Genomic DNA, 12,938 nt, shown 5'->3' on the forward strand with positions numbered 1-12,938 from the left:
CTCCTTATTTGTTCTTATGCACAAGCGAGTTGTAAGTAGCAAGTGTATCTGGAAAGACTGGCTGATTCTTTTTCATTAAAAAAATGATTGTGTTTTTTAACGATTGAATCAATGCACCATCCAAATCATGCTCTGCTAACTCTCTTACTTCTTCTACACCAGGAAAATGACGGCCTGGTTCTATATAGTCAGCGACATAAATGACTTTTTCAAGTAACGTCATATCCGGTCTGCCGGATGTATGGAATTCGATCGCTGTTAAAATGGATTGGTCGTCAATTCCGGCTTCCTTTTTGACCAAATATGCACCGACTGGGGCATGCCAAAGCTCGGGCGAATATTCAAGCAATAGAGGATTCATCTGTTCTTTTTGAATGATGCCCTCCATCTCTTCCTTTGGTCTAAATTTGGCATAATCATGAAAAATAGCGGCGATCTCCGCTTTTCTCACATCTGCACCAAACCGTTCCGCTAATGAAATGGCTGTATCCAAAACCCCAAGTGTATGTGTATATCTATGCTCTGTTAACTGCTCTTTGACACAATTCAATGCTTTTTCACGATTCATATAAATGATGCTCCTTTATATAACGCTCAACAGCTTTCGGAATCAAATAATCTACAGGTTCTCCCTGCTTTATTCGCTGCCTAATCAATGTCGATGATACATCAAAAGCTGGAACATCTGCAAATAAAAGAGGATATGTCGTGCTTCCTTCATAACCTCGTCTTTTCATCCCAATAAAGGTAATCATCTGAAGCAAATCATCAATCCGGTGCCATTTTGGCAAATAATCCACCATGTCCGCTCCAATCATAAAAAAGAACTCATTTTCAGGATGGCGCTTCTTTAACAGCTCCACCGTATCTACTGTATAAGATGGGCCTTCTCGCTCCATTTCAATGAGCTCCAGCTGAAAATGCGGATTAGACTGAATCGCTGTTTCCACCATTTTCACGCGGTGATGACTATCTGCTCGTTTTCGGCCTGTTTTATGAGGAGGCTTGTGATTTGGGATAAACCAAATTTCATCAAGCCCCACTTGAAAGCGTACCTCATTCGCCATCAGCAAATGCCCAATATGCGGGGGATCAAATGTACCGCCGAACAACCCTATTTTTTTCATATCGCATCCACCTTTACGGCAGCTTAATTTGTTTATTTTCCTTAGATTCTTTATAAAGGACAATCACATTTCCGATCGTTTGAACGAGTTCAGCTTTTGCACCCTTTACAAGTGCTTTAGCGACCTCAGTTTTGTCCTCGTCGCAGTTTTGCAATACGCTGACTTTTAAAAGTTCTCTTGCTTCAAGCGCCTCGGAAATTTGCTTGACCATATTGTCATTTACCCCGCCTTTTCCAACTTGAAAAATAGGTGATAAATGATGTGCTTGTGCACGTAAAAAACGTTTTTGCTTACCTTTTAACATGGTGTTCCTCCTAATTTCTCTATCACAATTGACTTCATTTTTCTGGCGTCAGGCGTGACGCCTGTCCACAGTTCAAAGGCTCTTGCCGCTTGACCAACAAACATGCCAACACCATCTACTGTTTTCAAGCCTAACCCGGCTGCTTCACTCAGCAGTTTTGTTTCTATTGGATTATACACAATATCACAAACGACCGCTGTTTTTTTTGCGTTTGTTAAAGAAATCGGGGTTTCTTCAACATTCGGATACATGCCGATCGAGGTTGTATGGATGATGACATCATAGTCTCCAAGCTGGTCTTCTGCTGTATTTAATGCGATTGCATTTGATGTCACTTTTCCATCCGCACTTTGAATTAAAGCCTCCGCTTTTTCAATGGTACGGTTGGTGATATCAAAGCTTTTCGGTGCATACTCAGCAATTGTCGTATAAATTGCTCTTGCCGCTCCGCCAGCACCAATCATGAGAAATGACAGCTCTGATAACGGCTGATCTAAGGCTTCAACCAATGAATGAAGGAAGCCCTCTCCATCTGTGTTGTACCCAACGAGCTGACCTTTTTCAAGCCGCACAGTATTGACCGCTCGCAGGCGTTCAGCTGTCACATCAATTTTGTCAAGGTACTGCATGATCTCTACCTTGTGCGGAACAGTGACGTTAAAGCCGCTGATGCCTAAGGCTTTCATGCCTCTAATCGCATCTTTAAGGTCGCCACCTTCTACTTGAAAGCCATGATAATGTCCATCAATCCCAGCATCCTTTAATGCTGCATTATGAATATCCGGAGACATTGAATGGCCAACAGGGTTACCGATTAATCCGTATAAAGGTTTCAAGGTCTCTCCCCCTTTGAACGTTTAAATTAACGAACGTCTCATAAACACATGAACGCCTTTTGGCGCATAGACTTTGATTTGCTTTCCTGCATCATTCGCTGTTACCCATCCTAATCCTGAAAAGACGATATCCATTTTCGGCTGATCAATGGTAAAGGTATGCGGAACGAGCGGAGGAAAATCTTCCATTCCCTCTTTTGATGGCGGTGATAGCAGTTCTCCTGCATGTTTTTCATATAAGTCATCTGCATTCTCTAACTTTGTCCGGTGAATGTTGAGTTCATTTGGCATATAGCAGACAAATGATGTTCTGCCGCCTTTTACATAGTCAAATCGAGCAAGACCGCCAAAATAAAGCGTTTGGGCTTCATTTAATTGGAACGTTCTCGGTTTCAATTCTTTTTTCGGCGTTAAAATCTTCAAGTCATTTTTACTGACATAGTGCGCCATTTGATGGCGATTGATGATGCCCGGCGTATCGAATAAAGCAGACCCGTCATCAAGCGGAATTTCGATTGCATCAAGAGTTGTACCTGGATATTGGGATGTGGTGATGACGTTCTCTTCTCCAGACACTTCTTTGATGATTCGATTGATAAATGTTGACTTCCCAACGTTCGTACAGCCGACGACATAGACATTTCTTCCCTCACGGTAATGGTCGATCGCTTCCATCACCTCAGGCACGCCTTGACCTCTGCTTGCACTGATTAAGAAAACATCGATTGGGTTTAATCCGTTTTCTTTTGCTTCCCGCTTCATCCAATGAACAAGACGGTCTTTTTTCACTGATTTCGGTAAAATATCCACTTTGTTGCCGACAAGTAAAATCGGATTCCCACCGACAATACGGCTTAGCCCGTTGATCCAGCTTCCGTTAAAGTCAAAAATATCAACGACCTTTACAATGAGAGAATCTGTCTCGCCAATGCTATGCAATATATTTAAAAAGTCGTCTTCTGTTAAAGAAACATCTTGTATTTCATTGTAGTTCTTTAACCTAAAACAGCGCTGGCAGATCACATCTTCTTTCAATAGAGATGCTGCCGGCGCATATCCTAATTGATCTTTATCTTCGGTCTGAATGGCTACACCGCAGCCAATACAAACAACCTTTTCCATTATTACTCTTCCTCCCACTGAATGTGGCCCTTACGCTTTAAGGCTCCTAAAATTCTGCGTTCAATCTGCCTGTTAAACTTTGTGAAAAATCCGTCCGACGCTGCAACAGGAACGACCAAAATCGTATGGAAGCCATGCCTGTTCCCGCCAAGCACATCTGTCATGAGCTGATCCCCAATGACGACCACATCTTCTTTTTTCAATTGCATATCAGCGACTGCCTTATTAAAGGCTCTTCCCATAGGCTTTCTCGCTTTATAAATAAACGGGATGTGAACCGGCTCAGAAAAAAGCTTGACCCTTTTTTCATTATTGTTCGATACAATTGTCACTTGTATCCCGTGATCTTTCATCTCTTGAAACCATTCAATTAAACGGGGTGTCGCACTTGGGCGGTCCCATTCTACTAGTGTGTTATCTAAATCGGTAATAATTCCTTTTACATTTCGTTCTTTTAGTTTTTGCGGTGAAATGTGGAAAATACTTTTCACAAATTCATCCGGTAAGAAATACTTCTTTAGCACAATTTGCACCCTTTCTTCCATTGGTTTTTCAGCGATTGTGTCGAATCAAATCATAATTTGTCTGTCTATCGAATACAATGAAAAAGTTTTCGACATATGATGAGGACCTTCAACAGGTGTGGATAATTTTACACACATTATCCACCTATATTTCATCACGCTTTCATTCAATTATAAACACTCTACCCACAAGTTATCCACTTAACCATGTGGATAACAGAACGATTGTTCTTGTTTCCCATTCATGGTAGATTAAAGGTACTTCGAAGACATTCGATCAACCTATGATGATATGTCTTTTCCTCAAGTTTTATGCCAACTTTTTCAGGGGAGGTGTTTTTCCCATCATATGGGTTTCTAGTATGAAAAAGCTGTCAGATGATTTACTTATAGAATCATATTATAAAGCAAATGAAATGAACTTAAATCGCGACTTCATTGAATTAATTGAGACAGAAATGAAAAGACGTTCGCTCGGGCATATGCTCTCTGTTTCCTCTTAATTCCATATCACAGGAACCATGCCTCCCGAGCACTCTCCTTTTTTAAACTCAGGTGACTGATATTATATCACTTGCGCTATAGGCTTACTACTATTTTCCGTAAAAAACACCCCTTCTTATCAAAGAAGAGGTGTCTTATTTGCAAGACTGTTCGTTCCAAAACCATAACCCTCCGCCTACGACCAAAATGACAACAAGGAACACAACAAGAAAAGCGTAACCGATTCCTGCTCCTTGAGCTGGATAAGGCGAACACGCAGGGTAAGGATAAGGACATCCCCACATATCAGTTACCTCCTTATAGGAAGATATACTGTTAGACTATGCTGGTTGGGTGGTCTTGTTTAGGCGAATGGCCATCATTTAAAAATGTTTGATGACTTCACGCTCTTTCATTTCGTTATAAATGATTCTCGCCCCTTTTGGTGTCATATGATTGCCAGAAGGGTCGATTAAACCTGACTGAATCAAAGCGTTGTCACTATCCTCACCAGCTTCTCGGATGAAAGCTTTCCAATTGTCGACAAGTGGAACTTGCTGATTTTTAGCTACTTCTCTTGTGATGTCATTATATGAGTTTTGCCAAGCTCTTGCCCCGCCTCTCTCAGCAAAATAAGATGCCTTATACCGCGAGTAATAATATAAGCCCTTTTTCCCTCCTTCTACGACAGGTACACAGGTCATGAGAATCGGGGTAATCCCTTCTTTTCTACTTTCAGAAATGAAGTAGGATACATTTTCTTTAAATCGTTTTTTTGTGACACGGGGATGTTTCCCGTCTAAAATCGCCGCATCATTCGTACCGAACATGATGAGGACGTAAGTTGGTTTCTGCTTTAAAATATCCTGCTCAAAGCGAAGCTTCGCGTCTTCAGTCGTCTGCCCGCCAATCCCTGCATTCTTCACTTGTATTTGGCCGCGCTCGACGTTTTTCATGAGATTCACCCATTTTTCAGATGCTGGGTAATCTCGAAAGTCCCAGTTTGATCCTCTTGTATTACTGTCGCCGAATGCAATAACGCTTTCCTGCGCTGGTTTTGAGCATCCAGCAGCGACACACAACAGGATGAAAAGGAAAACATATTTCTTCACAACATTCACCTCCAAAAGCCCTCTTCATATAGTAAACGACAAGCCTTTTGGTTTCAATGAATGACTGTTTTTGACAAATGATCCCTATTGAAAATGAACAGGCAGATATGCTCTGTCATGATGCAGCAGTTCGCTTACTTTCACAAATTCATAGCCTTTATCCTTTAATTCAGGAATCACCTGTTTGAGCGCTTCTACCGTTTGCTTCCGATTTCCACCGCCATCATGTAAAAGGATGATATCGCCGCCCTGAATATGATCAATAATACGGCTTGCAATTTTGTGCGAGCCTGGTCTTGACCAGTCCTTCGGATCTTGCGTGAAAGACCACATGACCACATCGTATCCTTGCTTTGAAAGAATGCGGAATGACTTCATCGTCAGCCTGCCACCAGGAGGACGAAATAATAAAGGACCGCCTGGCTGGAGTGAAGCGATATGAGCCGCTGATTCGTTTAGTTCCTGCTTAATTTCCTTTGATGACAAAAGGTCAAAATATGTATGGTTCATCGTATGATTGCCGAGCTCATTTCCCTCGCCCACAATCCGCTTCGCAATCTCCGGATACGAACGAATTCGGCTCCCTACGACAAAAAAGCTGGCATTCACTTCATGCTCCCTCAGCACATCCAAAATTTGATTCGTGTACACCGGATGAGGCCCATCATCAAAGGTTAACGCAATCTTTTTCCGTTCCTCTCTCATATCCCAAAAGGCCCGTCCCGTTTTTTCCAGGTCGACTCTTTTTAATGTTCGTGCCTCTATTTCATTAGGAACAAAAGTGCATAATAACAAGACACATACAAAGACATGCAACCCTTTCATTAGACCGCCTCCACAGAACATCATTATAGATTAAAATGCCCGCTTTCAGATGAATTCATGCAGGGTGCATGATGATGTCTGCGCCTCGCTGACCTCTTTTTCCACATAAAAAAAGCCGGCCATGCAGGCCCGCTTTTTGTTTCACGTTTGGTTTCTCTCTTCAACTGTCGAACGTTGCTTAGAATTCATACAGACACTCTCCTTCTTGGATTTGATTTTGAGCCCATAATAATTTCTGATAATACTGGTTGGACTTCTGGTATTGTTGAGAGGCTTCTAAGGCTGTCGCAATTTCTAATGAGATATCCTCTATATAAGAGTATAGGCTAAGTTTTTCCAAATAATCAATGGTTTTTTGCAGTTGTTCTTCATTGATTCCCTGAACATATAAAGCATCCAGATACTCAAACATATGACAGAACAGCTGGTCTTCATGCTTCTTTGCGGCTAATTTCCCATCTTCTAAAATACGCAGTGCACGCGCCTGTTCGTTTTGTCTAAAAAGAAGCTTCGCCAGCGTATAGAGCGTATGAGGAAGCGTGGGAAGCACCTCTTTGCGGGCAAGATCAGCCGATTCTGTTAAATATCGTTCCGCTTCCTCTAAATAGCCAAGCTCTCCATAACATTTACCTAAATTGTAAAGAGCTGAACTGTATATGCGCGGGTGATCAATTTGAGATGCGAGCTGTTTTGCTTTTTTCAAATGAGGCAGCGCTCGATCTTTACGTTTTAAATCTTGATAATTTCCTGAGATGACAAAGAGGCACTGAATAATGCGGATGGCATACGCATCATGCTGATCGTATATTTCAAGCGCCTTTAAAATATGGTGCATGGAGACATGCGTTTGTTTCATAATATAGTAGGCTTCTGCTACTTTAAAATGAAACTCAGCTTGCTCAATATCATCAAATACCATCGACAGCTGTTTTTCTGCCACTCGATAATATTTGACGGCTTCTAAATATTCTTTTTGACTAAACTCATGCATGCCACGAAAAAATGCATGGTAATAATGCAGCATATCAGATAACTCATGATTGGAATTTTCGATTTTATCGACAAGATTAGATACTGAGAAAGGTTGATATTTTGAAGGGTGTATATAGTCAAGCATGATTTGGTGCCGAAAACACATGAGCTGATAATAAATCAGTAAATGCTGGTCCTCTTCCATACGTTCAATTTCCGCTTCTACTTCTGCTTTCAGGATTTCAGCATCTGGCACACTGAACTGCCGTATCATTCGATACCATTCATTAATTTTCATACCTACATGTGAAGAAAGAACCTTCCCCATGTTCCGAAAAAACCCCTTCCTTTTCGGTCTAATATTACATATTTTAGCACGCTTCTTGACCGCCAAGCACCGCAAAGAAACCGCAAACATATGAGAAGGGCAGCAAAAACAGACGAACAGAAGCCCGTTTTTTTCGAAAAAGATGATTTTTTCATCGTACAGACACAGACAATCCCCCCTTCACATACATTTGAGGATATAGGCAGTGGCCTAAACATGGTGGAGGTGAAAATCGTGGCAGGAGTATTTACAGCGATGGGATTGATGGTCAAAGAATTGGTGTTTTTAGTGTCCTATGTCAAAAACAATGCCTTTCCACAGCCCCTTTCGGGAGATGATGAAAAAAAATACTTAGCCCTCATGGCACAGGGCGATGAACACGCAAGAAACATGCTGATTGAACATAACCTTCGGCTCGTCGCCCATATTGTAAAGAAATTTGAAAATACCGGGGAAGACGCTGAAGACCTCATCTCCATCGGGACGATCGGACTCATTAAAGCCATTGAAAGCTATTCCTCTGGAAAAGGAACAAAGCTGGCAACGTATGCGGCGCGGTGTATCGAGAACGAGATATTAATGACAAAAGGGGGGTGCGTATAAACGCACCTCCCCATTTAATGAGTTCTTATATGGATGGTCTCTGAATCAACAATCAATACTTCTTCAACAATAAAGTTAATAATGGCTTTTTTGTCTTCCAGCTTCAAATTATCCGCATTGACTGAACTTAAATAATCAAGTGCCCTTTTCATAGCATTTTCTCCTGCTGCGGATCCTTCAGCTTCTTTAATCTCTTTTTCAATTGTATCATGTTGGATCATAAGGTGATTTTGTTTCTTCTGTAGCTCAACAATCTGCGTTTTCACTTCTTCAATATCCAAGTCGTCTTCTTCACTAAGACTAATTAAAGTGATTAAACGCTGACGGCCTTTTTTCGCCTTCTCAATTTCTTTTTGAATCAACTCAAGTTCATCTTCTTTATGAGTGGCTTTTTCCTCTTCTTTATAGACTCTATACTTTTCTGGATTGGTGATGAATTTATATATCTCATCCCATACGATTCTGTTCAGCTTATTTTCTGACATAGATTTACCGCAACCTCTATTTTTGGCTCCAGCATAATTCTTCCTACATTCATACACATAGAAATCTTCCCCATGTGATTTTCTCTTTTTACCAGTCATCGTATTTCCACATTTTCCACAGCGCACTAGACCAGAAAGCAAATATGGATGAGTGCCATATTGCAATTGCTTCCTTCTGCTTTTACCAAGTAGCTCTTGAGCATATTCCCATTGTTCGTCAGAAACAACCGATGGAATTTCAGTAACATAGCGTTCCTCTTCAGACCTCAGTTTCATTATTGCGGGACCACCAGCCTGCTTTGATACATAACTGCCTTCTGTATCATACTTATATTGCTCATACTTCCCTTTATAAGATGGATTCATAAGGATCTGCCGCACTACTTGTCTATGCCAGACTTTTGCTCCTCTTTTCGTTGGGATGCCTAGCTTTGTTAAATGCAACGCAATTCCATTTACTCGGTTGAAGAAGTGACTTGAATGATCCGTAAACAAATCAAAAATCATTCTCACAACTTTTGCTTCTTCTTCTATTATCTCAAGCGTTCTTTTCTCTTTATTCATTCTGTATCCTAATAAACTAGGATCCTTAATTATTATCCCTTTTTTAATTTTTTGAAGTCTACCTGTAGAAGTTCTCTCTTTAATTTTGGCCTTTTCAAATTCAGAAATGGCTCCTCTCATTGAAAAGAACAGCTGCCCTTCAGGTGAATCTGCATAATCCCCATTTACGAAGGTTAAGACTATTCCTTTTTTCCGTAATTCATCATCTATAATTAATTGATTCATTAGTTTCCGCGACAAACGATCAGGATCATAACAAATCAATTCAGTTATTAATCCTTTGCGTGCATCTTCTCTCAGACGGTTTAAAGCTGGCCTTTCTAATAATTCACCTGAGAAGCCTTCATCTGCATATTTCAGGACATTTGTAGTCCCTGCTTTCTTCACACAAGCTTCAATCTGGTTGTCTATGCTCGACCCTTTTATCGCTTGCTCCTCGGTCGATACCCTCACGTAAATTGCTTTCACGATTAATCTCCTTCCTCCACCACTTAATCAAATAGTGATAACAATCATTAATACGTGCGTCAACATTCTGTCCTTCAATGATTTTGACCTTCATCTTAGATCACCTCATGACAGGTTATGCCGACATGGATTGTCCCTATTTCATAAAGAAAACGAGTTTACCAGTAGATATAAAAAAGACCTGACTGAGTTTCAGCCAGGTTCATGAAGGGGTCAATCTTATTCTTATTATAACGAAATTAAAACAACTAATCAAACGTTTGTTCTTATTTACTCTTTCGAAATTTTCCATAATAAAGTAAAGTGTAATTATAGATTTTTGATTTAATTAAATTAAAAGGAGGCATCAGATGAACACAGGGTTATTTGAAAGTTTTATTAAGAACACGCTTAAAGAAGAATTTGATAAGATACTTCACTTATCACTTATCAATGAAGAATCTGTAGCAAACAAAACCTATCTTACTATGAACGAAATAACTGAACGGACAAAACTTACAACATATACAATAGGTGATTTAATTCGAAGAAGAGCCATGCCACATTTAAGAGTTAAAAGCAGGATTATCTTTATTGAAGAAGAAATTCTTCCTACTATTAATCATTATAAAAAACATGGTTGGACTGATCCAGATGATTTTTGGAGTGTTAGCAACGTTATAAAAGAAGTAGAAGATCTTCGAAATGATGAGGAGGAACCTAAATTGATTGAAGAAGCAATTAGAAAAATTATCTCTGATGAATTAGAGGTTTTTTCAGATGAAATTAAAAATTTGATAAATAAGAACAACAACAAAGTACATACCCTTTTGACAGTTAAGGAAGCTGCAAATTATTTCAGAGTTAGCACTTCAACAATTTTCAGCTTAATTCATGAAGATGAGATGCCACACATGAAAATAGGGAGTAAATTCATAATTGTCCTCGAAGAAGCTGAAGCATTTCTTTGGAGAGAAACTGCAAAAAAATATGCAGACACAGGCAATATTTATTGGACCAGAATTTTAGAACGTATTGACTATGAAGAGAAAAAAAGAAAAGCAGCTTTTGATAAAGCAATGGAGCGTATAGCGAATTCCTAATCTAATGAAAACTATAGTAATGATTAGGCCCCAATCCGTCCCCATAAAAAAACAGACCCTTCATGGTCTGTTTTTATTTTGCCTATTAGTTTTCAGATGATGTTGTATTTCGATTGATCGTCGTGTGTTTCGATCAAAAAAAGAGACGAATTCGCCTCTCTTGAGTCACTTTATTATTTCATACTTCCCCAAATAGATCTTCCACCAGTATGACCTGTCTTAGCGTGTTCCCAAGTATTCACTAATTGCATTCTACCTACTTGTTGATGGTGATGCCAAGTATAGCCGTCTGGTGTTACACCTTTTTCTATTTGACTAAGTTGTTTCTTATTAAATTTACCCATCTCTGTAATACTTTTAGATACTTTTTTCTTTAATGCAGCATTTGCTAATTTAAACTGTGTAGCATTCGATGATTTCAATTGACTTAATGGGAGGGTCATCACAGCCTTAGCATTGAAAACCGGAAAACCTTGCCCATCAAATTTAACACCAGTCACAGGATGTTTCTTACCAGCTAAATGTCCATTTCTAACATAAACCGTACGAACTTTTTTAGGTGTATGCTTTTGAACAAACCTTTTTGTTTTTGTCTTATTTCCTACTTTAACTGTTTTTTGTGTTACAGTAGGCTTCGCCAATAATTTTAATGCTAAGGTAATGCCTCTGACTACCATTGCTTGAGCCTTATCTTTACTAGAAAGTGTCCCATCTTCGTATACTGTAGGTAGGGACTGAAACTCTTCCACAGGTATTTCTTCTAAATCTTCATCGGCAATTAAATCATCTTCCGTTTGACCAGGAATATATTGTTGTCTACCTGGTTCAACCGCAGCTTTAGCCTTAGGATTTTCAGCTGCATTCAAAAAATCCATCGGAATGCTTGATACAAGTAACGTGATTGCAAATAACAAAAATAAAAACTTCTTCAAAATAACATTTCTCCTTATAACTAGTATTTTTGTCACACACTAATTATAAGTCCAATATCTTAATTTTTTTCTTAAAATTACCTTAAATAATGCACTCAAACTCAATAAGAATAAGTTCGCCTATATTTACTACAAGTGGATCTTCATTTTTTTGTAAGAAATCAGTTATTTGTTGCACAAGCTCTTTAATATTATTATTGATCGGCATCTTTTGATTTAATGAAAGAAGTGAGTTAATGGCCGATCCTACTTCATACAGAACATCTTCATCTTTCACATTCTCAATGTGATTTTTTATCGTATCGAAAAACCATTCAATCTCTTCTATTTCCTTCATTGGATAGTATTGAATTTTATAGATATCATCTGTATCTGGGTTCTCCATCTTTAATATAGCCTGAAGTTCTTCTTTACTTAAATACTCATTTGGAATCTCATACTCAATTTCTGCTTCTGCTTCTTCATCGACAATATACTCAACTGTATAAAGTCCCTTGATAAGTTCATCAAAAGAATCTGCTAATTTGAAATCTTCTTCCATCTCTAAATCAAAGTAATGAATTGGAGGATTCTCTTTCGTCTTTCGATAATCCATTGCAACCCATGTGTGGCCATCACCATTGATTAAAATTAATCCTTTTGGCAACTCCCACTCTTCTATTAAATATTCACTCTCCATAATACCATCATCTTCTGCAATTCCTCTTAGATGTGTAAATTGGATATGATCCTCAGACCACGAATTTGGTTGGGTTGTAGGAAATGCATTGTGAACGATATACCCACCATTCTGTTCTAGAATGAGCTTTTTGTATGTATCGGGTAAAGTCACTCCAAGTTTCTTTTCTGCCTCAGTAATTTCCTTTTCATTTATCTTTTCTAGTGTGTAGTAGTTTTCTTCTTCGTCAATTTCCCAAAATTGTTTCAAGGTTTGTACCCCCTAGTATAATATGCACATAAGTATACCATTTTTAATGATTTTGTTTAACAAGTTTTCATTTTGATAACTGCTTTGAAAATTGATTTATTTATTGACGGAAAGTATAAAAAATTGAAGTGGCTTGTGAGGAATTGATGTGGGATAAAGAGAAAAGAGAATAGCGGTTTTAAGAACATTTCACAGTCTCGTCACAAATGATGGGACTTTCATTTAGTCTGTTTTTACCATTTT

Annotated in this window: 16 protein-coding genes; 3 read left to right on the plus strand and 13 right to left on the minus strand. The window is 39.0% G+C overall.

From position 1 onward, the window contains the following. Positions 1-4: 4 nt before the first annotated feature. From yqeK to ACYH0L_RS11640, 6 genes are read right to left on the minus strand one after another with little or no spacing between them, the layout of a single operon-like run. On the minus strand, positions 5-568 hold the full coding sequence (yqeK, locus tag ACYH0L_RS11615; protein ID WP_099726581.1) for a bis(5'-nucleosyl)-tetraphosphatase (symmetrical) YqeK: 564 nt from the start codon (positions 566-568) through the stop codon (positions 5-7). Further along, positions 558-1,127 carry a nicotinate-nucleotide adenylyltransferase gene (locus ACYH0L_RS11620; protein WP_099726580.1) on the minus strand — a complete coding sequence of 190 codons (570 nt, stop codon included), beginning with the start codon at positions 1,125-1,127 and terminating at the stop codon, positions 558-560. The genes yqeK and ACYH0L_RS11620 overlap by 11 nt, the downstream gene beginning before the upstream one ends. Before the next feature lie 13 nt (positions 1,128-1,140). After that, positions 1,141-1,431, minus strand: coding sequence for a ribosome assembly RNA-binding protein YhbY (gene yhbY / locus ACYH0L_RS11625; RefSeq protein WP_008342507.1), 291 nt, complete (start codon positions 1,429-1,431; stop codon positions 1,141-1,143). Then, positions 1,425-2,267, minus strand: coding sequence for a shikimate dehydrogenase (aroE, locus tag ACYH0L_RS11630; protein WP_230030417.1), 843 nt, complete (start codon positions 2,265-2,267; stop codon positions 1,425-1,427). Before aroE ends, yhbY begins: the two co-directional genes overlap by 7 nt. 21 nt (positions 2,268-2,288) lie before the next feature. Then, complete coding sequence (gene yqeH / locus ACYH0L_RS11635; RefSeq protein ID WP_099726578.1) at positions 2,289-3,389, minus strand: ribosome biogenesis GTPase YqeH; 1,101 nt, start codon at positions 3,387-3,389, stop codon at positions 2,289-2,291. Between the two features lie 2 nt (positions 3,390-3,391). Further along, positions 3,392-3,913: a YqeG family HAD IIIA-type phosphatase gene (locus ACYH0L_RS11640; RefSeq protein ID WP_008356191.1), complete on the minus strand. Its 522-nt coding sequence runs from the start codon at positions 3,911-3,913 to the stop codon at positions 3,392-3,394. A gap of 362 nt (positions 3,914-4,275) precedes the next feature. Here ACYH0L_RS11640 and ACYH0L_RS11645 point away from each other — a divergent pair, with 362 nt between their 5' ends. Then, positions 4,276-4,416, plus strand: coding sequence for a sporulation histidine kinase inhibitor Sda (locus ACYH0L_RS11645; protein ID WP_003217327.1), 141 nt, complete (start codon positions 4,276-4,278; stop codon positions 4,414-4,416). Between the two features lie 135 nt (positions 4,417-4,551). Here the strand turns inward: ACYH0L_RS11645 and ACYH0L_RS11650 are convergent, their stop codons facing one another. The 4 genes from ACYH0L_RS11650 to ACYH0L_RS11665 form a co-directional block, all read right to left on the minus strand. After that, complete coding sequence (locus tag ACYH0L_RS11650) at positions 4,552-4,701, minus strand: hypothetical protein (protein ID WP_180275482.1); 150 nt, start codon at positions 4,699-4,701, stop codon at positions 4,552-4,554. A 78-nt stretch (positions 4,702-4,779) separates the two neighbouring features. Further along, positions 4,780-5,508, minus strand: coding sequence for an SGNH/GDSL hydrolase family protein (locus tag ACYH0L_RS11655; protein ID WP_230030418.1), 729 nt, complete (start codon positions 5,506-5,508; stop codon positions 4,780-4,782). An 84-nt stretch (positions 5,509-5,592) separates the two neighbouring features. Then, positions 5,593-6,333 (minus strand): polysaccharide deacetylase family protein, encoded by a 741-nt coding sequence (locus tag ACYH0L_RS11660; RefSeq protein WP_230030419.1) that lies wholly within the window; start codon positions 6,331-6,333, stop codon positions 5,593-5,595. Positions 6,334-6,511: 178 nt separating this feature from the next. Beyond that, the gene (locus tag ACYH0L_RS11665; RefSeq protein WP_230030420.1) at positions 6,512-7,633 is read right to left on the minus strand and encodes a response regulator aspartate phosphatase; all 1,122 of its coding nucleotides are present in this window, start codon (positions 7,631-7,633) and stop codon (positions 6,512-6,514) included. A gap of 234 nt (positions 7,634-7,867) precedes the next feature. On the opposite strand from ACYH0L_RS11665, the gene ACYH0L_RS11670 reads away from it, so the two are divergent. Then, the gene (locus tag ACYH0L_RS11670) at positions 7,868-8,236 is read left to right on the plus strand and encodes a sigma-70 family RNA polymerase sigma factor (RefSeq protein WP_073979130.1); all 369 of its coding nucleotides are present in this window, start codon (positions 7,868-7,870) and stop codon (positions 8,234-8,236) included. Between the two features lie 14 nt (positions 8,237-8,250). Here ACYH0L_RS11670 and ACYH0L_RS11675 read toward each other — a convergent pair whose 3' ends face one another. After that, complete coding sequence (locus ACYH0L_RS11675; protein WP_482354029.1) at positions 8,251-9,753, minus strand: recombinase family protein; 1,503 nt, start codon at positions 9,751-9,753, stop codon at positions 8,251-8,253. A gap of 350 nt (positions 9,754-10,103) precedes the next feature. On the opposite strand from ACYH0L_RS11675, the gene ACYH0L_RS11680 reads away from it, so the two are divergent. Beyond that, positions 10,104-10,835, plus strand: coding sequence for an excisionase family DNA-binding protein (locus ACYH0L_RS11680; RefSeq protein WP_482354030.1), 732 nt, complete (start codon positions 10,104-10,106; stop codon positions 10,833-10,835). Between the two features lie 173 nt (positions 10,836-11,008). Here ACYH0L_RS11680 and ACYH0L_RS11685 read toward each other — a convergent pair whose 3' ends face one another. Together ACYH0L_RS11685 and ACYH0L_RS11690 are read right to left on the minus strand one after the other, a co-directional pair. After that, a complete protein-coding gene (locus tag ACYH0L_RS11685; protein ID WP_482354031.1) occupies positions 11,009-11,767 on the minus strand; it encodes an HNH endonuclease in 759 nt (252 codons plus the stop codon). 82 nt (positions 11,768-11,849) lie between these two features. Continuing rightward, the gene (locus ACYH0L_RS11690) at positions 11,850-12,695 is read right to left on the minus strand and encodes an SMI1/KNR4 family protein (protein ID WP_482354032.1); all 846 of its coding nucleotides are present in this window, start codon (positions 12,693-12,695) and stop codon (positions 11,850-11,852) included. Positions 12,696-12,938 lie beyond the last annotated feature (243 nt).

The sequence above is a fragment of the Bacillus sp. MC1252 genome, assembly GCF_056838025.1.

Coding starts and splice junctions, on each gene's coding strand:
- yqeK (WP_099726581.1), bottom strand. CDS start 568: ATGAATCGTGAAAAAGCATTGAATTGTGTCAAAGAGCAGTTAACAGAG.
- ACYH0L_RS11620 (WP_099726580.1), bottom strand. CDS start 1,127: ATGAAAAAAATAGGGTTGTTCGGCGGTACATTTGATCCCCCGCATATT.
- yhbY (WP_008342507.1), bottom strand. CDS start 1,431: ATGTTAAAAGGTAAGCAAAAACGTTTTTTACGTGCACAAGCACATCAT.
- yqeH (WP_099726578.1), bottom strand. CDS start 3,389: ATGGAAAAGGTTGTTTGTATTGGCTGCGGTGTAGCCATTCAGACCGAA.
- ACYH0L_RS11645 (WP_003217327.1), top strand. CDS start 4,276: ATGAAAAAGCTGTCAGATGATTTACTTATAGAATCATATTATAAAGCA.
- ACYH0L_RS11650 (WP_180275482.1), bottom strand. CDS start 4,701: ATGTGGGGATGTCCTTATCCTTACCCTGCGTGTTCGCCTTATCCAGCT.
- ACYH0L_RS11660 (WP_230030419.1), bottom strand. CDS start 6,333: ATGAAAGGGTTGCATGTCTTTGTATGTGTCTTGTTATTATGCACTTTT.
- ACYH0L_RS11665 (WP_230030420.1), bottom strand. CDS start 7,633: ATGGGGAAGGTTCTTTCTTCACATGTAGGTATGAAAATTAATGAATGG.
- ACYH0L_RS11680 (WP_482354030.1), top strand. CDS start 10,104: ATGAACACAGGGTTATTTGAAAGTTTTATTAAGAACACGCTTAAAGAA.